Source organism: Undibacterium sp. 5I1, assembly GCF_034314085.1.
GTDB lineage: Bacteria > Pseudomonadota > Gammaproteobacteria > Burkholderiales > Burkholderiaceae_D > Undibacterium.
On record NZ_JAVIWI010000001.1, the window covers coordinates 2,264,174 to 2,285,065 of the forward strand.

General features: G+C 48.1%; 18 protein-coding genes. 7 read left to right on the forward strand and 11 right to left on the reverse strand.

What is annotated here, in order from left to right:
* Positions 1–162: 162 nt before the first annotated feature.
* The 8 genes from RGU72_RS09995 to ugpQ all read right to left on the reverse strand — a co-directional run bounded on the left by RGU72_RS09995 (position 163) and on the right by ugpQ (position 7,833).
* Positions 163–1,092, reverse strand: a complete 930-nt coding sequence (locus tag RGU72_RS09995) for an electron transfer flavoprotein subunit alpha/FixB family protein (protein WP_322119579.1) — start codon at positions 1,090–1,092, stop codon at positions 163–165.
* 90 nt (positions 1,093–1,182) lie between these two features.
* Positions 1,183–1,935, reverse strand: coding sequence for an electron transfer flavoprotein subunit beta/FixA family protein (locus tag RGU72_RS10000; RefSeq protein WP_322119580.1), 753 nt, complete (start codon positions 1,933–1,935; stop codon positions 1,183–1,185).
* Between the two features lie 343 nt (positions 1,936–2,278).
* Positions 2,279–2,506 (reverse strand): sulfurtransferase TusA family protein, encoded by a 228-nt coding sequence (locus tag RGU72_RS10005; RefSeq protein ID WP_322119581.1) that lies wholly within the window; start codon positions 2,504–2,506, stop codon positions 2,279–2,281.
* A gap of 193 nt (positions 2,507–2,699) precedes the next feature.
* On the reverse strand, positions 2,700–3,221 hold the full coding sequence (locus tag RGU72_RS10010; protein ID WP_322121616.1) for an NUDIX domain-containing protein: 522 nt from the start codon (positions 3,219–3,221) through the stop codon (positions 2,700–2,702).
* A 4-nt stretch (positions 3,222–3,225) separates the two neighbouring features.
* Complete coding sequence (locus RGU72_RS10015; RefSeq protein ID WP_322119582.1) at positions 3,226–3,744, reverse strand: GNAT family N-acetyltransferase; 519 nt, start codon at positions 3,742–3,744, stop codon at positions 3,226–3,228.
* The gene (gene alaS, locus RGU72_RS10020; protein ID WP_322119583.1) at positions 3,741–6,353 is read right to left on the reverse strand and encodes an alanine--tRNA ligase; all 2,613 of its coding nucleotides are present in this window, start codon (positions 6,351–6,353) and stop codon (positions 3,741–3,743) included. Before alaS ends, RGU72_RS10015 begins: the two co-directional genes overlap by 4 nt.
* 214 nt (positions 6,354–6,567) lie before the next feature.
* Complete coding sequence (locus RGU72_RS10025; protein ID WP_322119584.1) at positions 6,568–6,942, reverse strand: hypothetical protein; 375 nt, start codon at positions 6,940–6,942, stop codon at positions 6,568–6,570.
* A 156-nt stretch (positions 6,943–7,098) separates the two neighbouring features.
* Positions 7,099–7,833, reverse strand: a complete 735-nt coding sequence (gene ugpQ, locus RGU72_RS10030) for a glycerophosphodiester phosphodiesterase (RefSeq protein WP_322119585.1) — start codon at positions 7,831–7,833, stop codon at positions 7,099–7,101.
* Between the two features lie 71 nt (positions 7,834–7,904).
* Between ugpQ and RGU72_RS10035 the strand changes: the two genes are divergently transcribed.
* On the forward strand, positions 7,905–9,146 hold the full coding sequence (locus tag RGU72_RS10035; protein ID WP_322119586.1) for a CaiB/BaiF CoA-transferase family protein: 1,242 nt from the start codon (positions 7,905–7,907) through the stop codon (positions 9,144–9,146).
* A gap of 274 nt (positions 9,147–9,420) precedes the next feature.
* Here the strand turns inward: RGU72_RS10035 and RGU72_RS10040 are convergent, their stop codons facing one another.
* A complete protein-coding gene (locus RGU72_RS10040; RefSeq protein ID WP_322119587.1) occupies positions 9,421–11,268 on the reverse strand; it encodes a M2 family metallopeptidase in 1,848 nt (615 codons plus the stop codon).
* 483 nt (positions 11,269–11,751) lie between these two features.
* On the opposite strand from RGU72_RS10040, the gene RGU72_RS10045 reads away from it, so the two are divergent.
* The 3 genes from RGU72_RS10045 to RGU72_RS10055 are packed head-to-tail and all read left to right on the forward strand — an operon-like array spanning position 11,752 to position 14,355.
* Positions 11,752–12,915 (forward strand): sensor histidine kinase, encoded by a 1,164-nt coding sequence (locus RGU72_RS10045; protein ID WP_322119588.1) that lies wholly within the window; start codon positions 11,752–11,754, stop codon positions 12,913–12,915.
* Between the two features lie 4 nt (positions 12,916–12,919).
* Positions 12,920–13,771, forward strand: a complete 852-nt coding sequence (locus RGU72_RS10050) for a LytTR family DNA-binding domain-containing protein (protein WP_322119589.1) — start codon at positions 12,920–12,922, stop codon at positions 13,769–13,771.
* A gap of 8 nt (positions 13,772–13,779) precedes the next feature.
* The gene (locus tag RGU72_RS10055; RefSeq protein ID WP_322119590.1) at positions 13,780–14,355 is read left to right on the forward strand and encodes a GNAT family N-acetyltransferase; all 576 of its coding nucleotides are present in this window, start codon (positions 13,780–13,782) and stop codon (positions 14,353–14,355) included.
* A gap of 61 nt (positions 14,356–14,416) precedes the next feature.
* Here RGU72_RS10055 and RGU72_RS10060 read toward each other — a convergent pair whose 3' ends face one another.
* Entirely contained in the window at positions 14,417–15,184 is a 768-nt protein-coding gene (locus RGU72_RS10060; RefSeq protein ID WP_322119591.1) for a DUF1223 domain-containing protein, read from the reverse strand.
* 164 nt (positions 15,185–15,348) lie between these two features.
* Positions 15,349–16,428 carry a DUF2157 domain-containing protein gene (locus RGU72_RS10065; protein ID WP_322119592.1) on the reverse strand — a complete coding sequence of 360 codons (1,080 nt, stop codon included), beginning with the start codon at positions 16,426–16,428 and terminating at the stop codon, positions 15,349–15,351.
* Between the two features lie 306 nt (positions 16,429–16,734).
* Here RGU72_RS10065 and RGU72_RS10070 point away from each other — a divergent pair, with 306 nt between their 5' ends.
* From RGU72_RS10070 to RGU72_RS10080, 3 genes are read left to right on the forward strand one after another with little or no spacing between them, the layout of a single operon-like run.
* The gene (locus tag RGU72_RS10070; RefSeq protein ID WP_322119593.1) at positions 16,735–18,519 is read left to right on the forward strand and encodes a glutamine--tRNA ligase/YqeY domain fusion protein; all 1,785 of its coding nucleotides are present in this window, start codon (positions 16,735–16,737) and stop codon (positions 18,517–18,519) included.
* A 48-nt stretch (positions 18,520–18,567) separates the two neighbouring features.
* Positions 18,568–19,752: an RNA-binding domain-containing protein gene (locus RGU72_RS10075; protein ID WP_322119594.1), complete on the forward strand. Its 1,185-nt coding sequence runs from the start codon at positions 18,568–18,570 to the stop codon at positions 19,750–19,752.
* Positions 19,749–20,735 (forward strand): ParA family protein, encoded by a 987-nt coding sequence (locus RGU72_RS10080; protein ID WP_322119595.1) that lies wholly within the window; start codon positions 19,749–19,751, stop codon positions 20,733–20,735. The genes RGU72_RS10075 and RGU72_RS10080 overlap by 4 nt, the downstream gene beginning before the upstream one ends.
* The last annotated feature ends 157 nt before the right edge of the window (positions 20,736–20,892 follow it).

Here is a 20,892-nt window from a genome sequence, read left to right on the forward strand (position 1 = left end):
CCAAATTCACTCAAAAAAAGGACAGGATATTCAGGATCATCACAAACCTGCTTACCCTGCCCCATTTATATTGAAAGATTGAATGCGACGACTTCTGCCCATCGCATTCGTATCAATTTAATTCATCTGCTTACTTTTATTACTATTTCAGCGAATACCTACTTAGCCCAACTCAGTAACCAGTTGCGGAACAATGTCGAACAAATCGCCGACGATGCCATAGTCAGCAACTGAAAAGATCGGTGCTTCTGGATCTTTGTTGATCGCAACGATGACTTTAGAATCTTTCATGCCGGCGAGATGCTGAATTGCCCCAGAAATACCAACTGCGATATATAACTGTGGCGCTACAATTTTGCCAGTCTGACCAACTTGCCAATCGTTTGGCACATAACCAGCATCAACTGCCGCACGGGATGCTCCCATTGCTGCACCGAGCTTATCTGCCAGCGGTTCCAATACTTTAAATGCATCTGCGGAACCCATACCACGACCACCAGAGACGATCACTTTCGCTGCAGTCAATTCAGGACGATCGGATTTTGCCAACTCACGTGAAACGAAGGCCGATTTACCAGAATCAGCAACTGCTGCGATCGTCTCTACCGCAGCAGAACCACCAGTAGCCGCTGCATCAAAACCTGTACTGCGCACTGTGATTACCTTAATCGCGTCAGTCGACTGCACTGTAGCAATTGCATTACCAGCGTAGATTGGGCGCTCGAAAGTATCGGGAGTGTCGACTTTAGTAATTTCAGAGATTTGCGATACGTCCAGCTTAGCAGCGACACGTGGCAAAATATTTTTACCATAAGCAGTCGCTGGCGCAAGGATGTGACTATAAGCAGCAGCAATTGCCAGTGCTTGTTCTGCGACGTTTTCAGCTAAACCATCAGCAAAATGCGCTGCGTCTGCGTGCAATACTTTACTCACGCCAGCAATTTGTGCTGCTGCTTGTGCGGCCGCTGCAGCATTAAAACCTGCAACCAATACGTGGACGTCGCCACCGCATTGGATCGCAGCAGTAATCGTATTTAAGGTGCTGCCTTTGAGGCTAGCATTGTCGTGTTCAGCGATGACAAGTGTAGTCATGATGTTTCCCACATAAATTGGGGGGCCGTAATCGCCACCCCCAAATGATTATTCTTAAAGATAAAAAGCTTAATCCAGTGCGAACTGAGATTAGCCCAATACTTTGGCTTCGTTTTTCAGCTTAGCGACCAGCGTTGCTACGTCAGGGACTTTAATGCCAGCGGAGCGTTTCGCCGGCTCAACGACTTTGAGTGTCTTTACGCGTGAAGCAACATCGACGCCCAAATCAGCAGGCTTAACGTTATCCAGCTGCTTTTTCTTTGCCTTCATAATATTAGGCAGAGTCACATAGCGCGGCTCGTTAAGGCGCAAATCGGTCGTGACAATTGCAGGCAGAGTCAGAGACAAAGTTTCGAGACCACCGTCAACTTCACGCGTCACCGTTGCCTTACCGTCAGCAATAGTGACTTTAGATGCAAAAGTCGCTTGAGGCCAGCCAAGCAGAGCAGCCAACATCTGACCAGTTTGATTGCAGTCATCATCAATCGCTTGCTTGCCAAGAATAATCAATCGCGGTTGCTCTTTATCAGCCAACGCTTTGAGTAATTTAGCCACTGCCAAAGGCTGCAACTCTGCATCGCTTTCGACCAAAATTCCGCGATCAGCACCAATTGCCATTGCTGTACGAAGTGTCTCCTGGCATTGCGCGACACCGCATGATACTGCGATAACTTCAGTAACGACACCCGCTTCTTTCAAACGCATCGCTTCTTCTACAGCGATTTCATCGAATGGATTCATGGACATTTTGACATTGGCGATATCAACACCACTGCCATCGGATTTGACGCGTACTTTGACGTTATAGTCGACGACACGTTTGACTGGTACCAGGACTTTCATAGTTCTGCCTTTGTAGAAATTAAACTCATTTTAAACAGATGACGATACTAAGTAATAGTTATTGATCTTGATGAATTCTGATATTACATGGAATGCGACGGTCTTTAATTGACGTGCACGTTAACTGCTCCAATTATAAGACGAAATGCTAAGTAGTCGCTCAATTTAGCACGATCGTTCTTTTCAGACCAGAAGTGCAGTAGAGCAGACTACCTAAATCGTCTCTTAGTATAGGTAAAATGAAAAAAGCCCGCGTTGCATTGCGGGCTTTTTTCATTGATGGCGCTTGTTTGTCACGCTATTTTCTCAGTTGTGACGCTTTAACATGACCTATCAATCAAACTTATTTCCGTTTGATAAAGTATTCATATTCTGCACTGCCTTCCAAATGAGACAACAACTCATTACCGGTTTGCTTGGAGAAGGCTTTGAAATCGCGCACAGAGCCGGGATCTGTTGCAATCACGTGGAGAACTTCGCCCGTGATCATGTCGGCCAGCGCTTTTTTCGTCTTTAAAATTGGAAGCGGACAATTCAGTCCACGTGCGTCCAGTTCTTTATTGAATTGCATGATTTTTCCAGTAGCGGGAATAAACAAATTGAAACAACAACTTCATTTTTTTACAAAGTCATTACAAAAACTTTGCACCAATTCTACCGGAAAATTAATCAACATGGTGCAACGCAGCAACTCAAGAAAAAAATCGAGTGATATTCGTAATTTTTTGCACAACTTTAGTGAGAATCTGTTGCGGATTCATCACTCAGGAACTGCCCCAATCAGCAAAAACTGGCTCAAGACCGTTCGCGCGCATCCAGTCAGCCATTGCATAACCAGTACCGGCTCGCCAAGGACGCAACTTCTCCGGTTGAATCAAACGATATTCCAGTAATTCTGGTGACAAACGAATCTCGCCGGATGCCTTTACATGATAGGCAATGATGACTTCGTTTTTTTTGATGAACTCATACACGCCAATCAAATTGATCTGATCAGCGTCGAGATTAGTCTCTTCTTTGAGTTCTCTGGCGATACCTTGCTCAGGCGTTTCGCCGCGCTCCATGAACCCGGTAATCAGCGCAAACACTTTTTCTGGCCACGCGGCATTACGCGCCAACAAAATATGTCCTTCGACCTCGACTAGGGCTGCCAGAACTGGCAAAGGATTATCCCAATGTGTCCAATGACCTTCTGGACACGCTAAACGGATTTTTCCCGCTTCCTGCTCATCAGAGCGATGCTCAAGCGATTGGGCACATACCGGACAGAATTTGATTTCCATCAGAAACCTAACGTGACATTAGTGGAACTTGGGGCTGTTTAGGATGAAAACGCGCCATAGAATAAGTATCGATGAAAACCCCATTGCGCAAAGAATGTGCGCGATGGGTTCCCTCAATTTCAAAACCAAATTTGTTATACAGGTGAATTGCCGCGGCATTATCGGCGTAGACATAAAGCTCAAGACGCAACAAATTAAGCCAGTTATCGGCCAGATTCATCAACTCCACCATTAATGCCGTACCAACGCCGCGGCCGCTAAAAGAGTCCGCCACACCCATTCCCAAAGAGGCTACATGGCGTCGCCTGACCGCACTCTCTACATGCAAACCCGCCGTGCCAACGATCACACCGTCGTACATCGCGATAAGCAAAGTGTCATTCGGATTAAACTGTTTTAAACGCTCCTGCCACATCTCAACGGTAGGATGTGGTAATTGCAAGGTATTAGAGTACGCATTGGTACTTGCATATACCCGCTGTATCTGAGCGGCATCTGTTAATTCAGCACGGCGGATAAATATCATAGGCGCTCTTTAATCCAGTTAGGTACAGCTGCCAAGGCTTTAGGTAAACCAGATGGATCAGTGCCACCCGCCTGGGCAATATCAGGACGGCCGCCACCTTTGCCACCAACCTGCTGAGCCACAAAGTTCACCAAGTCACCCGCCTTAATTTTTGAAGTTGCATCATCAGTCACACCTGCGACCAAACTGACTTTGCCTTCATTGACTGCGGCCAATACGATGGCGGCTGTTTTCAATTTATCTTTAAGCTTAATCATAGTTTCGCGCAATGCGGTTGCGTCTGCACCTTCCATCATTGCTGCCAATACTTTGACACCGTTGATCTCTACCGCCTGATCTGCCAAGGCCTCACCCTGATTTGCAGCTGCCTTAGACTTCAGAGTAGCCAGTTCTTTTTCTAGAGACTTCATCTGATCTTGCCATTGCGCTATGCGCTGGGTTAATTTCTCTGGTTGAGTTTTGAGAGCGGCTGCGATCTCATTCACACGCTGGTTCAAGGTTTGCACCAGTTCAAGTGCGACTTCACCAGTAACCGCCTCAACACGGCGTATTCCTGCGGCAACCCCGCCTTCTGACACAATTTTAAACAGACCAATATCGCCGGTACGGGTCACATGCGTGCCACCGCACAACTCACGTGACGTACCAATATCCAATACGCGCACTTCATCGCCATACTTCTCACCAAACAAAGCCATTGCACCATGCTTGATCGCATCGTCATACGACATTACTTGCGCTTGCGCAGCCACATTGGACAAAATTTCGCGGTTGACTATCGTTTCTACTTGCAGAATCTGGTCGTCGGTCATCGGTGCGTTGTGGCTGAAATCGAAACGGGTTTTCTCAGCGTCAACCAAGGAACCTTTTTGCGATACATGCGCGCCCAATACTTCACGCAAGGCCTTGTGCATTAAATGCGTAGCCGAGTGATTACGCACTGTTTGCGCGCGCACGGCTGTTGCGACTTGCGCGTGCAAACTTTGTCCAACTTCTAATGTGCCAGTAATTAATGTACCGTGATGACCAAATACATCGGCCTGGATTTTTTGCGTATCCGCGACCTCAAACACCGCTCCGGCGCTGGATTTTAAAACACCAGAGTCACCGCACTGACCGCCAGATTCAGCATAGAAAGGCGTCACATCCAGCACCACAATACCTGCCTGACCAGCTTGCAATTGAGAGACCGCGCTGCCATCGACGTACAAAGCAATCACTTTACTGTCGTTACTCAGTTGCTCGTAGCCGACAAACTTCGTTTTGTCCCCGCTGTATTCAATTGCCGCAGCCATTTTGAACTTACCTGCAGCACGAGCAGTTTGCTTCTGATGCGCCATAGCAGCATCAAAACCAGCTTCGTCCAGCACCACATTGCGCTCACGGCAAATATCTGCCGTCAGATCCAACGGGAAGCCGTAGGTGTCATACAAGGTGAAAGCCGTCGCGCCATCCAGATTTTTGCTGTCTTTGGCGAGTGCTGCTTCCAGAATCTTCATGCCATGTTCCAGCGTTTCGCCAAAACGTTCTTCTTCCTGTTTCAAAACCTGAGCAACGCGCTCGCCAGCCTCTGCCAACTCGGGATAAGCCTCACCCATTTCTTTCACGAGATCAGCAACTAGTTTGTAGAAAAATGGCTGTGGCTGACCTAGCTTGTGACCATGACGCAGAGCACGGCGCGTGATACGACGCAAGACATAACCGCGTCCTTCGTTACCGGGAATAATGCCGTCAACAATCAAAAAACCTGCGCAGCGGATGTGATCCGCAATGACTTTTAAAGAATTGTGATGTAGATCGGTACAGCCCGTTTCGCGCGCGGCGGCTTTAATCAAATTTTGGAAGATATCAATTTCGTAGTTGGAGTGCACATGCTGCAATACCGCCGCAATGCGCTCCAGTCCCATACCGGTATCGACGCAAGGTTTTGGCAAAGGATGCAAAACGCCTTGCTCATCCTTGTTGAATTGCATGAACACCAGATTCCAGATTTCGATAAAACGATCACCGTTTTCATCAGGTGAACCTGGAGGACCACCCCAGATATCGGCGCCGTGATCATAAAAAATTTCAGAACACGGACCACATGGTCCTGTGTCTGCCATCTGCCAGAAATTGTCTGATGCGTAACGAGCGCCTTTATTGTCGCCGATACGGATAATGCGTTCAGGCGGTACGCCGATTTCGTTTTTCCAGATATCGTAGGCTTCGTCATCTTCCTGATACACCGTCACCGTCAGCTTGTCTTTTGGCAGGCCATAAACGACAGTCAGCAATTCCCATGCATAGTTGATTGCATCGCGCTTGAAGTAATCACCGAAGGAAAAATTACCCAGCATTTCAAAAAATGTGTGGTGACGGGCTGTGTAACCGACGTTTTCCAGATCGTTATGCTTACCACCTGCTCGCACGCTGCGCTGCGCCGTGGTTGCGCGGGTGTAATTGCGCTTGTCCTGACCTAGGAAAACATCCTTAAATTGCACCATGCCGGAGTTGGTGAACAACAGAGTCGGGTCATTGCCGGGGATAAGGCTGGACGAACGGACTCGTGTATGGCCTTTGGATTCGAAAAAGCTGAGGAATTTATCGCGGATTTCAGACGAGTTCATAGTAATTTTCAGGGCAGATTGATGCGGTTTTAAAAAGTTAGCTCTTGATTATACGTGATAACTTCCGGCATTTTGTGCCATAAAAACAAAACCCGCCTGGCGTCGAATGCCAGACGGGTTCTACTTTTCCTCTACTTTTTAGAGAGACCGATCTCTCTTAAATCAGCTGCTTAAAACATCTGACAGTGGTCTATTTTGTTAAGCGCAACTAAGTTTATTGACCTGGCGAACTTGCTGTACGTGCGTTGTGTTTTTTTGCATAGATTTTTTTGCTGGCACGGTTTTCTTCGTGTTGCAGTTTTGCGCGCTCTTGTTTGGTGACGGTGCCATCTGCTTTCGCTGCTTGTTTATCAGTTTCGATTTTAGATTCACGTTTTTCCAAATTAGTAGCTTCTTTTGCGGTCAGTGCGCCGCTGCTAACGCCATTGGCAACGCGTTGTTGTTGATTATCCTGACGTTTATCGATATTAGGTGTGTTCGTTGTCGCAGCGGTTTGCGCAAATACTGGCATCGCGAACAAGCTTACAATCAATGCGGGAGCAATTTTGCTGGAGATGATACGTGTGATTGTGTTTTTGTTGGATTTCATGATCTTCCCTTTCGATGGATTAAAGTAATTTTACTGACCAAGTGATGCAGTTTTGCGTAAATCCTAATTTTAACTGCGTCACTCATGAGCCTATAACGAGGTCAAAATACAAGCTGCTGACATTAAAACTGTAAGCCGCGTAAGCGAATGTAACAATCAAAAATCGGCTGCAATCAAATCAATCCGGTCGGTACAAAACGCGTCGACACCCCAATCAAAAATTTCCCGAGCGCGCTCTGGCGTGTTCACCGTATAACAAAACAAACCATAGCCTGCAGCTTTGATCTGTTGTGCGATCTCAGGCGTTAAATGTTTGTGGTTGGTATGCAAGGCAATCGCGTCCAGTTGTTCTAATCGCTGCTGCCAATCCCACTCAATCTGGTCGGTTAAAAATCCACGCTTGATCTCTGGTGCCACTAGCTTAGCCTGCATTAAAGCGTCAAATGAAAAGGAAGAAAACAGCACGTCATCACCCGCCTGCATCTGCTTAGTCACTTCTGCTACGACTCGTCCGGTAATCTCTTCAAACCCCGGTACCGGTTTAATCTCGACATTCATCCAGATCCGATGTTGCTGACAAAATTCAATCACTTGCACATAAGTCGGGATACGCTCTCCGGCAAACCGCTCAGAAAACCAGCTTCCCGCATCCATCTGTTGTAACTCGGCTGCCAAGCTAGCTGCGACGCCACCATCGCCGCGCACAGTGCGACCAAATAAAGGATCATGCATTAGCACAGGCACACCATCCTTTGATAACATGACATCAAACTCAACTGCGTGAAATCCGTACTCCAGTCCACATCGCATTGCAGCAATGGTATTTTCTGGAGCGAGCGTGCCACCACCACGGTGCGCGATTATTTTAGGATAAGGCCAACTAGTTATCATCGTATTGAATTCCTCTCAGCATTGTTTGACTTACCAGAATAGTATCGACCAATCGAACGGACATAGCATATATGCAGACGACAGAAAACAACAAGACTTCCCTCGGACATATCCGCGTACTGGATCTCACCCGCGTGCTTGCAGGGCCATGGTGTGCGCAAAATCTAGCTGATCTGGGAGCAGAAGTAATTAAGGTGGAAAAACCAGAAGTCGGCGACGACACCCGCAGCTGGGGTCCGCCTTTTCTCAAATCCGATGCTGGGAAAAATACCGGCGAAGCTGCTTATTACCTTGCAGCCAATCGGGGCAAGCGCGCCATCACCGTTGATATCGCCACCAAAGAAGGTCAGCAAATCATCCGCGAACTGGCACAACAATCCGATGTCGTGCTGGAAAATTATAAAGTCGGCCAACTCAAAAAATACGGTCTGGACTACGACAACCTAAAGCAGCTAAAACCTGATCTGGTGTATTGCTCCATCACAGGTTTTGGTCAAACCGGACCATACGCGCATCGCGCTGGCTATGATTTTATTGTGCAAGGCATGGGCGGTTTTATGTCACTGACCGGCGAACGTGATGATTTGCCCGGAGGCGGCCCACAAAAAGCGGGGGTCGCAATTGCAGACCTGATGACTGGCATGTACGCCACCATTGCCGTCATGGCAGCGCTAACACACCGGGATCGCACAGGAGAAGGCCAATACATCGACATGGCGCTGCTGGATGTACAAGTCGCCATGCTGGCCAATATGAACACCAATTACCTTGCCAGCGGGGTCGCACCAAAACGCTGGGGCAATGCACATCCGAATATCGTGCCTTACCAAACCTTCGCTACATCAGACGGACACATCATTGTGGCCGCCGGAAATGACGGTCAGTACGCTAAATTTGTACATGCAGGCGGTCGCCCTGAACTGGCAGACGATCCCCTGTACTTTACTAATCCACGACGCGTACAGCACAGAGATCAACTAGTGCCGCAATTGGCCGAGATGGTCAAACAAAAAACCAAACAAGAGTGGATAGACTTATTAGAAAGTGCTGGCGTACCATGCGGCCCGATCAATAATCTGGAAGAAGTGTTCGACAATCCACAAGTCATCGCCCGCGAGATGCGGCTTGATCTGCCCCACCCTACGGCAGATAAAGTCAGGCTGGTTGCCAGTCCGATGAAATTATCCGTCACACCCACTCAGTATCAGGCACCGCCACCGTTATTGGGGCAGCACAACCAGCAAATTCTGCGCGACGTACTGCATTACGATGATGAAAAGATTGCGACCTTAATTAAAAATCGCATTATTTGATCTTGGTTTAAGCATGGGGCTAGCTTGCGCTGACTTAGCCATCAACTTAGTCAAAACTATCAACTAAAGCAAAAAGGGAGTGGCCAAAAAGCCACTCCCTTTTATATTTTAAAATACCGATAAATAGGGGGAGTATGCTATCAAAATAAGCTAATAACCAGACTTTATATGGACAATAAAATATACTTACCCAGAGTATTCAATATTATCGCAGCTTAAATACAGCTTATTTCAATACCCGCCCCCACTGCTGGCCTTTAATGTATCGCCTCGATTATCCCTTTACATCCTGCTTCATCAGCAAAGTATTTTGCGCATCTAACCAGACTTTTAATGGTGCGAAATAATCCAGAATTGCCGAGGCGTCCATCTTCTCTTCGCCAGAAACGGTTTTCAGTGCCTCGCTCCACGGACGGCTTGCACCCATGGACAGCATCGCTTGATATTTGGCACCGGCTTTTTTGTTACCGTAGTTAGAGCAACGATTCAACGGACCAACATAACCCGCTTCTTTGCACAAAGCGCGATGAAACTGGAACTGCAAAATATCGGCAATAAAATAGCGAGCATAGGGCGTATCGGCAGGCACATGATATTTTGCGCCCGCATCAAAGCCGTCGGCTTCCATCGGCGCAGGTCGCTTGATCCCTTGATATTTCTCCCGCAGCTCCCACCAGACTTTGTCGTAATCTTTAGGCGCAACCTGACCGGAATACACCTTCCAACGCCATTGATCCACCAGATAACCGAACGGTAAGAAAGCGACCTTTTCTAAGGCGCGATTCAACAACACGCCAATATCTTGCGATACATCCGGCACCTGATTCAGCAAGCCGATTTGCTTCAGATATTCTGGTGTTACGGACAAGGCAACCGTGTCGCCGATCGCTTCATGGAAGCCGTCATTTGCGCCCCCTCTGAACAAAAACGGTTGTTTACGATACGCAAGATCATAATAAATATGACCCAACTCATGATGAATCGTAGTGAAGTCTTCGGTCGTCTGATTCATACACATCTTAACGCGTACATCGGTCATGTTGTCCAGATCCCAAGCCGATGCATGGCACACGACTTCGCGATCACGCGGCTTGGTCAACATCGATTTTTGCCAGAACGTCGCGGGCAAGGATTCCATCCCCAGCGAGGTATAAAAACCTTCGGCAAATTGGGCCATCCCTTTGGCATCGATATTTTTTTGCTTCAATACTGCGCCAACATCCAAAGAGGCATCCTGGCCTTGCGGTCTGACGATAGGATATAAATTCTCCCAGGTCTGACTCCACATATTGCCAAACAAATGGGCGGGGATCGGCCCTGTCAGCGGCACCACATCAGGGCCATAGGTCTGACGTAATTTCAAACGCACATACTGATGCAAAGATTCATACAAAGGTTTGACTTGCTGCCACAGGCGCTCACTCTCGGCAGCGAATTCATCCGCCGACATATCGTATTCTGAACGCCACAATGCGCCGGTATCGGCGTAGCCCATTTCTCGCGCACCCTTGTTGGACACGGCGACATAATCGACATAACTCTTTTTATATTTGGTCGCCTGATGATGCCAGCCCATCCAGATATCTTTGAGTACCGCTGGGTCATGGCTCTCTGCCATGATTTGTTCCATTTGCCCCAGATCCAGACAGGTGCTTGGATCATCTGCCTTTTTGCAATATTTGGCTTTGCCATATTCACCTGCCAGCGAGGTGCTCAGGCGGGTGTAAGCTTCGCGGTCAGCCGCGTTGCTCAGACTTAAATTGAGCTGCAATAGTTTTAACTTACGTTTGCTGTCCACTGACAGAGGCAAGTGATTATAGCGACGCGCCTGAATCGCAATTTCACTGCCGACGGTTAAAGCCTGTTCACTGGCTTGCGCCGACATTGCCTCAGTATCGTCGGTGATATGCGTCTCATACACCCAAGCAGCACGTTGCGAGATCACCGACAGTTGTTGCAAACGTACTTCGCTGTCACGCAAAAACTGTTCTGCTTCGGCCACGGTCGGCGGCTTGGCTTTGACTTTGGCTGACGCGGCGGTTTGGGCCATGGCCGTCACAGGTACGGATAACGCCATTGCGATGGCAGTCAGTACCGGTAAAAAACGTGTGGAATAACGCATAAGATCCTTATTAAAAACGACGAGATCATCGGTAATGACTTCAGTATGCCGATGAGTAAATAAGCGACAACTTTTTACGCTGCAATGCAGCACTACTTTGTGCCTATGCTGTGCTGATACTCATAGTGAAGCTCAAGATTGATCAGGACAAGCTGGGCTAAAACAATCTCAAAAACGAGCTTAATCACGGGCTTGCTAACAAGGCTACGAAAGAGCTTGCCAACAAGGCCGATAAATATATCAGCAAAATATTCTGGTGTAGGAATTTTCTATTACCGCATACGCAATTTTGGCGGGTCATTTCGCGGCGGTTCAGCGCTGATTGGCGACCAGATCGTGTGCTTTCGTCGCTTTCCTGTCGCACAATAAGACGACTCCGCTGATCATGGCTGTCATTCGCAAATAGTATTGGTGCAATAAATCTCTTTAGTAAAAGTAAAGCAAAACTAAAGGAAAACTAAAGGGAAGCTAACTAAGCAACGTATGATAGACATTCGAAAAAAATTCCTTCCTTTTCATATGCTGACATTGATCTTCCCCAGAGCTGGGCACAAAATCAACTTACTCAGGTCGGTCGCGATCTTAATACTTGTCAATACGCTGATCGCAGTTTTCCTGACTTATGTCGTCAGTATCAATGCGCCATTCCAGACGATCTGGGTTTTTTCGATCATCATCGGCACCTGCATCTCGATATTGATTGATGGCTTGCGCTGGCTCATCTGGAGGACGAATAAACCCAATCGCCTAGCCTTTTTATTGGTCTGCGCAGCAGCGGCGCCGGTCGGGTACTATATCGGCGTCACGATCAGTATGCTGATCTACGGCATTCCAATACCCAACCTAGGTGGATTTATTACTCGCAGTGACCGCGCGATGGTCATCATGTCTGTTTTTTTCAGTCTGATTTCAGGTGTATTTTTCTGGAACCAAAGCAAGCTGGCAGAATTTAAAGCAGAGGCAGAAAAAGAGAAAGCCCGGCATGCCGCCATCGAACGGCAGGCAATCCAGGCCAAACTGCAATTGCTGCAAGCGCAGATCGAGCCGCATATGCTCTTCAACACGCTGGCGAATTTACAGGGCTTAATCGCTATCGATACCGAACGCGCCCAATACATGCTGGAGCAATTAATTCTATATCTGCGTGCCAGTCTCAGCTCTTCCCGCACCGATAAAACTACGCTCAAACAAGAGTTTGCTTTGATGCATGCCTACCTAGAATTATTAGCGATACGTATGGGCAAGCGCCTCACGTATCAGATCGATTTACCGAAAGAGTTGCAGTCCTTGCAGATCGCGCCGATGTTGTTACAACCTCTGGTCGAGAACGCGATCAAACATGGCGTCGAACCGAAAATGGAAGGTGGTCATATCCATGTCTCTGCCACGATGGACAACCATGTTTTGCATTTAAAAGTAATCGATACAGGCATGGGCTTGCCATCCAACTACAAAGACCCCATCGCAATTCAAGCCCAAGTCAATGAGCTTCAGAATGACAGCGTGGACGGCAACATCCAACATGTCGGCAACGAGAATATACGCGACCGCTTGTTTGCATTGTATGGCGCCAGCGCCAGCCTGACACTCAGCCCCAATCAACCAGAAGGTGCAATTGCGCACCTGACTATTCCGCTACAAGGATAAATATATGGCACAACTACGCGCGCTCATCGCAGAAGATGAAACGATATTGTCACTTACGCTAATAAAGCATCTGGAAAAACTCTGGCCAGAGCTACGCATTTGCGGCGTGGTAGAAAACGGTGTGGCCGCAGTACAAGAAGCACTGGCACAGCTACCAGACATTCTTTTTTTAGATATCAAAATGCCAGGGAAAACCGGGTTGGAAGTCGCACAAGAACTGGCCGAAGAATGGACTGATGACAAACCTTTCCCGTTGATTGTCTTCGTCACAGCCTATGACGATTATGCGATAGACGCATTTGAACATGCAGCATCCGATTATGTATTGAAACCAGTCAGCGAAGAACGTTTGAGCAAAACTGTCAAACGATTACAAACACGTTTAGACGACGGTCAAGAGCGTTCAGGAGAATTAGAACGGGTAGTCGCGCAATTGCGCAATCTGATGCCTGGCGTTGGCACTCTTGGCTATGCAAATCAAGCTGGAGTTAATCAAGCCGGTGTCGCTAGCGGTGATGCAAAGACGACCGAAAAACTAACGATCATACGCGCTGCGGTCGGTAATCAGACCCGTATGATACGCATTGATGATGTGCTATATTTTGAAGCAACTGACAAGTACATCAACGTCGTGACAGCAGAACATTCTTCACTAATCCGTGTTAGCCTCAGAGAGTTATTGCCACAGCTCGACAGTAACCAGTTCTGGCAAATCCATCGCAGCACGGTGGTCAACAGCCAGTGCATCCATTCGGCGCATCGGGATGAATCTGGCAAGCTCTCGCTCAAGCTCATCGACCGGGATGAGAAGCTGGCGGTCAGCCGTGTGTATGCCCATCTTTTCAGACAAATGTAATTTTATCTATGACCGCTCTTCAATCGACTTCGCAATCAACTTCTGAATCGCACTCAGTGCCAGCGTCTCACAATACTCAACCCATCAGCGCTGCGGTGCAATGGCAATGTCTGGCGTTTGATGACTTATCACCCGCGCTGTTGTATGCCATTTTGCGTGCACGCAGCGAGGTATTTGTCGTGGAACAAAACTGCGTGTTCCCAGATATGGATGACGCAGATCAGGATTGTCTGCACGTGGTTGGAACAGTCATAGAAGAAGCGACGGAACACGCCTCTACGCAAAGCAAGATCAGAGTCGCGGCCTATCTGCGCATCGTTCCGCCGGGTCTCAAGTTTGCAGAAGCATCCATCGGCCGTGTGATCACAACAAAAGAATTTCGCGGTAGCGGCAGCGGCAAAGCACTCATCACCGAGGGCATCGCGCAGTTAGAACAACGCTACCCCAATCAGCCTATCCGCATCGGCGCACAAGCGTATTTGGAAAAATTTTATGGCAGCTTTGGCTTTGTCACCGTCTCAGACATCTATCTGGAAGATGATATTGAACATGTAGAAATGCTGCGGGCTGCAAGCGAAACATAAAGGTTTAATCAAGACTTTCTACAGCTGATGCGTTTGGGTAGAAGGTGCATTAAAGCGCCTTCTATAAACCCGAACAAATCGGCAACGACAGCGCCTGCAACACCTCACCTTTATCCGATTGCACAAAAGCTGCCACTGCCAGATTCTTGCGTACAGCATTCGCAGGGAAGCTGATCTGGCGCATCGTCGTATTGCTGCCGCCCGTCAGACGAACGGGATCGCCCCACTGCCGCACGACATAATCATGCTGTAGCGTGACACCACTGTTTTCTCCTGCTTTGACATGCGAGACCAAGCCGCTTTCAACCAAGGCAAAATAGAGTTTGCCCGTTTGCGCCGTATTGCTGGTCATACTCACGTTGAGCTGACGATCTGTCACGCCATCCAAAGTCAGGCGAATATCCGCTTGGGCAGGTTTTTGATTAATGCGCTTGACTGCATCCGCCACGCCATTACTCCAGTTGCGCAACTCTTTGCCCGCAACAAACACCTCGGGCGTGTACACCGTGCGAGTGGACGCCAGCTCCGCCAGCCAGCGCTGACGCTGCGTAAAAATAGGATTGGAGAAGGTATCTTTCCAGCCGATGTAATCCCAATAATCCACATGCAGCGATAAGGGCAATACCTGGTCGGATGTTAAGCCGGTCGTTTTGTAGACACTACTGACAAACTTATCGGCTGGCGGACAACTATTGCAGCCCTCGGAGGTGTACAACTCCAGCAAAGCGACCGTGTGCGCTGGGCTGCTTTTGGTACATGTTTGCGCCAACGCTGGCTGGACGATCCCTGCAACCAGTACCAACGGCCATACTGAGAATAAACGTTTCATACCACCTCCTTAAAAATCAGGAACCTTAATAAGGACTTGGACACCGCCCTCCATCTGGCGCTGTCCAAGTCCTATATTCATATCCCTATTTATACTGCGACTATATGTCTTAGTCTAAGGAGGTAGTGTTTCCTTACATCGATCTTATTAATATTAGGACCTATTCAGGTAGATAAGCCGCGCATTGCCAGTTTAGATTGCATTGCCGTCGGCAATTTGCTGGAGAGTTGCGCGGTTAAACGTACACGATGCCGGCTCCACCACACACCCGATGCAATCAGCGCAAAACCTAACAAAGTCAATACAGCAACAAACGCAAAACTGTCTTTGAACAAATGCCAGGACAAATCTCCCAACACCATCGCGATACCAATACCGCCAAAAACAGCAAACACCCGGCGACCCAATACTGCACCGACAAAAATCAAGCCCCCATTAATCGCCAGATAAATCAGCTTGCCAGACAAAGCACCATTACCCATCGACGACAATGCACCCCAAAATGTCAGCAAGCCAAATAGATACAGCCAGAACGAATAGTCCACACCGCGCAGCGAGCGAAAATCCACTACCAGCGCCAACACCAGCATCAACAGCCCAAATACCAGCGAAATCTGCTGCCGCACATGCCAGTCACCGCCAAATATATCGCCCATATCACCATGCATCAGCAAGGCCGGTACCACATCCATCCCCATATAAAACAAGGTCACCGCAACCGGCATCACCAAAAAGCTGTACTTAAAGCGCCACAACATCAGCGCACCGATCAACAGTGTCACCAACTCCATCACCAGCCAGTGCCAGTCTATCCATTGATGAAAATCCCGATAATGCTCAGCATTAGCGCTATCTTCCCAAAACCCGGTGACATGCTGCAACGCGAATACCATCAGAGGCACCAGAGCAATCGCCAGTGTCGCAAAAATACCCGCCAACACGCCCTGCCCGCGCTTATCCAGCCAGGTAGCAACGGCTACCGCAAAGACAAAGTAGCCAATACTCAGCGCCAGCAGCACCGGCATGCCCCAGCGCTCCACCGCCAAGGTGCTGAATAAGGAGCACGCCGCAATCGCCAGCATGCCGCCCAAATAATATAAAACCATCGTCCCGCTAAACCGTGCCGTACCGGTTTTCATCGCCCGGGTTTCTAAAAACCGCATCAAAGGCTCGACCTGCCCGTAATGCAATAAGCCCAGATCTGCCGCCTCCATCAAGGCGCTACGCTCAACTAATTTGCCCATGTTCTTGTCCTCCCGACTGATTATTTCTCTGCACCAGCGTGCATTTGCCCTCTGGTATTAAATGCGTTTTTGCTATCGCTGTGGCAGATGTTCTTAAAGTATCACCAGCCGATACCTCAAGTCGAGAATATTAATCTTTCATCAACAAAAATGTGCATCTGTTTCCGCCTGACATCCTTCAGATAGTTTATGGAGAAAAAGCGCTGCTCGTGTGCGACAAATAATTAAGTATTAACTTGCGCGGGCTTCTTGTTACGCTGCGGTAAAATGCTTGTCATCACATTATTTTTTGAAACGATTGGCACCATGAGCAATAACGATAAAAACACCACTCCCGCAGCAAAACACGATGCAAACGCACCTGCCCCGGTATCCAACTTTTTGCGCGGCATTATTGACCGCGATCTTGCCGACGGCCATTACACCCGCGACGGTCTGCCCAACGTCATCACCCGCTTCCCGCCAGAACCCAACGGCTACCTGCACATCGGCCACGCCAAATCGATTTGCCTGAACTTTGGCTTGGCACGCGATTACGCTGGCCGTTGCCATCTGCGCTTTGACGATACCAATCCAGAAAAAGAAGATCAGGAATATGTCGACACCATCATCGACAGTGTCAAATGGTTGGGCTTCGACTGGAACGACAGTCCTGAACAAGGCGATGGTAGCCAACACCGTAGTCACTTGTATTACGCCAGCGATTACTTCGACACCTTTTACGCCATTGCCGAATACCTGATCAACGCCGGACACGCCTACGTCGACAGTCAATCTGCGGACGACATGGCAGCCAATCGCGGTGACTTCTCCAAGCCCGGCGTCAACTCGCCTTTCCGCGACCGCACAGCAGCAGAATCCCTGGATTTATTCCGCCGTATGAAGGCTGGCGAATTCCAAGGCGGCGAACACATCCTGCGCGCCAAAATCGACATGGCGTCACCCAACATGAATATGCGCGACCCCGCGATCTACCGCATCCGTCACGCCCATCATCACCGTACCGGCGACAAATGGTGCATCTACCCGATGTACGACTACGCCCATCCGCTGGAAGACGCGATTGAAAACATCACCCACTCAATCTGCACCTTAGAGTTCCAGGATCACCGCCCGTTCTACGACTGGATTATCGAGCGCGCAGCCGAAGGCGGTTTCTTCAAACAACCCGTGCCACGCCAATACGAATTTGCACGACTCAATTTGACCTATGTCGTCACCAGCAAACGCAAACTACGCCAACTGGTAGAACAAAACATCGTCAGCGGGTGGGACGACCCACGCATGCCCACCATCGTCGGCATCCGCCGTCGCGGCTACACACCAGAAGCACTGCAACTGTTTTGCGAACGTATCGGCGTCACCCGCTCCGACGGCTGGATCGACTACAGCACGCTAGAAGGTTGCCTGCGCGAAGACCTCGACCCCAAAGCACCACGCGCCACTGCCGTACTGCGCCCGCTGAAACTCATCATCGACAATTTCCCTATGGTGGGAGAAATGAGTGAAAACATCGCCTGCAGTGCACCAGTTCACCCGCACCACCCAGAGCGCGGCAACCGCGAATTCACCATCAGCAAAGAACTCTGGATCGAGCAAGAAGACTTTATGGAAGTCCCAACAAAAGGCTACTTCCGCCTCTTCCCGGGTAACAAGGTACGTCTGCGTTATGGCTATGTAGTCGAATGCACAGGCGCAGACAAAGACGCCGACGGCAACATCATCGCCGTCCACTGCAACTACTTTGCCGACAGCAAATCCGGCACCGAAGGCAGCGCCAATTACAAAGTCAAAGGCAACATCCACTGGGTCAGTGCCGCCGACGCATTAGAAGCCGAAGTCCGTTTATACGACCGCTTATTCACCGATGCAAATCCAGATGCGGGCGGCAAAGATTTCATGGCATTACTCAACCCAAACGCGCTAGAAGTCGTCAAAGCCTATGTAGAGCCGGGCATGAAAGACGTGACGCCAGATACGCGTTTGCAGTTTGAACGTCACGGGTATTTTGTGGCGGATCGCGTGGATTCTGTGGTGGGCAAACCGGTGTTTAATCGGGTTACTACTTTGAAGGATGGTTGGGGGAAGTGAAAAAACTGCGACTTATTATCTAAGTCAATACTATTCATAAGGACGCATATGCTATCTCAGAGTGAGCTTCAACTATTGCTTGTTGACATGGAGTCGGATCGAATCGAGCGAACAGAATCAATTAGCAATAACGAAAAATTTTGCCAAGCTATCTGTGCATTTGCAAATGATCTTCCAAATCACAGAAAAGCAGGATATCTATTGATTGGCGCCAAAGATGATGGAAGTTTTTCAAATTTAAAGGTTACCGACGAATTACTCAAGAACCTTGCTGGTATCAGATCTGATGGGAACGTACTACCTCAACCAGCATTAACGGTCGCCAAATTTTCTTTTGATGAAGGCGATATTGCCGTAGTAGAGGTGCAACCGTCAGATTTACCTCCTGTTCGCTATAAAGGACGCGTATGGATCAGAGTTGGGCCACGCAAGGCAATTGCAAATGAGCAGGAAGAACGCATCCTTTCTGAGCGCAGAGTTGCATTAGCCAGATCATTTGATGCTCGCCCTTGCGTAGAAGCAAAAATTGGTGATTTAGCTTTAGGTCAATTTGACACATACCGCAGACAAACCGTTGATCCCGAAACTATTTTAGCCAATCATCGTCCTGTTGAGCTTCAGTTAAGCTCCCTAAGACTTTTTGACATGGATCGAGAATGTTCTACATTTGCCGGAGTACTGTTGTTCGGAAAAAATCCAAGATATTTTCTTCCCGGTGCATACATTCAATATTTAGAATTAAGTGGCACGAACTTAACCGACATTCCTGAGCAACAAGCTGAAATATCTGGCGACCTTGTTTCTGTAATGCATGAACTAAGTTTGCGACTTAAATCAATCATAAAAATATCTCTCAGGAATATCTCCAATTTAAAAGAGCAACAAGTTACAAACTATCCAGAGATTGCCCTTAAAGAACTGCTAATGAATGCAGTAATGCATCGCAACTATGATAGCAATACTCCGATACGTTTTTATGTGTTTAGCGATCATATTGAAATTCATAGCCCTGGCGGGCTGTATGGAGAGGTAACCGCGGAAAATTTTCCAAATAGAAATAGTTACCGCAACCCGATTATTGCAGAAGCTATGAAATCGCTCGGATTTGTAAATAGATTCGGTTATGGAGTACAAAGAGCTCAAGCGCTGCTTTCCGACAATGGGAATCCACAAGCAGAATTTACATTTGATGAACATACTGTCTTGGTGAAAATAATGAAGAGGGCAGAATGAAAACAATCGCTTTTTTTAATAATAAGGGTGGAGTTGGAAAAACCTCATTGGTTTACCACCTTTCTTGGATGTTCGCAGCTCGAGGAATTCGCACAATCGCCGTAGATTTAGACCCTCAAGCGAATTTAACAGCGATGTTTCTAAATGAAACCAAGCTCGAAAAAATATGGCCAGAAAATGGGCATCCAGATACTATTTTTGGCGCAATTGAACCGATTCAAAGAGGATTAGGTGACATTGCAAAGCCTCACATCGAGAAAATTGCCGAAAACTTAGGCCTTATTCCTGGTGACCTAGCACTGTCTCGATTTGAAGACAAATTGTCTGAGAGTTGGCCAAAATGCCATAATCGTGATGAAGCTGCGTTTCGAGTTATGACTGCGTTTTATAGATTAATTAGTGCCGCCTCTGAAGAGTTTAATGCTGAATTAATATTGATAGACGTTGGCCCCAATCTAGGTGCGATCAACCGAAGCGCCATTATTGCATCCGATCAAGTCATTCTTCCATTAGCACCTGATCTCTTTTCTTTACAGGGATTGAAGAATCTGGGACCGACGCTTAGAGATTGGCGAAGTGCTTGGAGCGAGCTGGTTCCAAAAGCACCGAAAGACTTACTCATACCGAAAGGATCGATGGCGCCAGCAGGCTACATTGTGATGCAACATGGGATACGCGATTCTCGCCCAGTTAAAGCATACCAACGGTGGTTAGATCGTATTCCTACAATCTATAGATCCGCTGTACTCGACATTGATTTAACTTCTGTGCCATCAATAGAAAACGATAAATTTAGTCTAGCGAAGTTAAAACACTACCGCAGTCTAATGCCAATGGCAATGGAGGCGAATAAACCGATATTTTTCCTAAAATCATCTGATGGAGCAATTGGTGCACATATGGAAGCTGTCAATGACTGTTATCTTGATTTTCTAACGTTAGCAAGAAAAATTGGAAAAGGTGTCGACATCGTCGTCAACTAAAGACACAGCTACCTCTGATCCAAGATAGCAAGCATAACGTGCATACCTCCGTATGGGTGCGTCATGCGCACCGTTTCACCGAATATCCTCATTTTTTACGCCGTTCGTTTTTCCATCATTGGTGCGCATGGCGCACCCTACGTAATGTTTGTGCGGC

Excerpts from the sequence above, each read along its gene's own strand:
- RGU72_RS09995 (WP_322119579.1), bottom strand. The coding sequence starts at position 1,092 with ATGACTACACTTGTCATCGCTGAACACGACAATGCTAGCCTCAAAGGC.
- RGU72_RS10070 (WP_322119593.1), top strand. The coding sequence starts at position 16,735 with ATGAGCAATAACGATAAAAACACCACTCCCGCAGCAAAACACGATGCA.
- RGU72_RS10000 (WP_322119580.1), bottom strand. The coding sequence starts at position 1,935 with ATGAAAGTCCTGGTACCAGTCAAACGTGTCGTCGACTATAACGTCAAA.
- RGU72_RS10035 (WP_322119586.1), top strand. The coding sequence starts at position 7,905 with ATGCAGACGACAGAAAACAACAAGACTTCCCTCGGACATATCCGCGTA.
- ugpQ (WP_322119585.1), bottom strand. The coding sequence starts at position 7,833 with ATGATAACTAGTTGGCCTTATCCTAAAATAATCGCGCACCGTGGTGGT.
- RGU72_RS10060 (WP_322119591.1), bottom strand. The coding sequence starts at position 15,184 with ATGAAACGTTTATTCTCAGTATGGCCGTTGGTACTGGTTGCAGGGATC.
- RGU72_RS10050 (WP_322119589.1), top strand. The coding sequence starts at position 12,920 with ATGGCACAACTACGCGCGCTCATCGCAGAAGATGAAACGATATTGTCA.
- alaS (WP_322119583.1), bottom strand. The coding sequence starts at position 6,353 with ATGAACTCGTCTGAAATCCGCGATAAATTCCTCAGCTTTTTCGAATCC.
- RGU72_RS10025 (WP_322119584.1), bottom strand. The coding sequence starts at position 6,942 with ATGAAATCCAACAAAAACACAATCACACGTATCATCTCCAGCAAAATT.
- RGU72_RS10080 (WP_322119595.1), top strand. The coding sequence starts at position 19,749 with ATGAAAACAATCGCTTTTTTTAATAATAAGGGTGGAGTTGGAAAAACC.
- RGU72_RS10040 (WP_322119587.1), bottom strand. The coding sequence starts at position 11,268 with ATGCGTTATTCCACACGTTTTTTACCGGTACTGACTGCCATCGCAATG.
- RGU72_RS10015 (WP_322119582.1), bottom strand. The coding sequence starts at position 3,744 with ATGATATTTATCCGCCGTGCTGAATTAACAGATGCCGCTCAGATACAG.
- RGU72_RS10055 (WP_322119590.1), top strand. The coding sequence starts at position 13,780 with ATGACCGCTCTTCAATCGACTTCGCAATCAACTTCTGAATCGCACTCA.
- RGU72_RS10005 (WP_322119581.1), bottom strand. The coding sequence starts at position 2,506 with ATGCAATTCAATAAAGAACTGGACGCACGTGGACTGAATTGTCCGCTT.
- RGU72_RS10065 (WP_322119592.1), bottom strand. The coding sequence starts at position 16,428 with ATGGGCAAATTAGTTGAGCGTAGCGCCTTGATGGAGGCGGCAGATCTG.
- RGU72_RS10045 (WP_322119588.1), top strand. The coding sequence starts at position 11,752 with ATGATAGACATTCGAAAAAAATTCCTTCCTTTTCATATGCTGACATTG.
- RGU72_RS10075 (WP_322119594.1), top strand. The coding sequence starts at position 18,568 with ATGCTATCTCAGAGTGAGCTTCAACTATTGCTTGTTGACATGGAGTCG.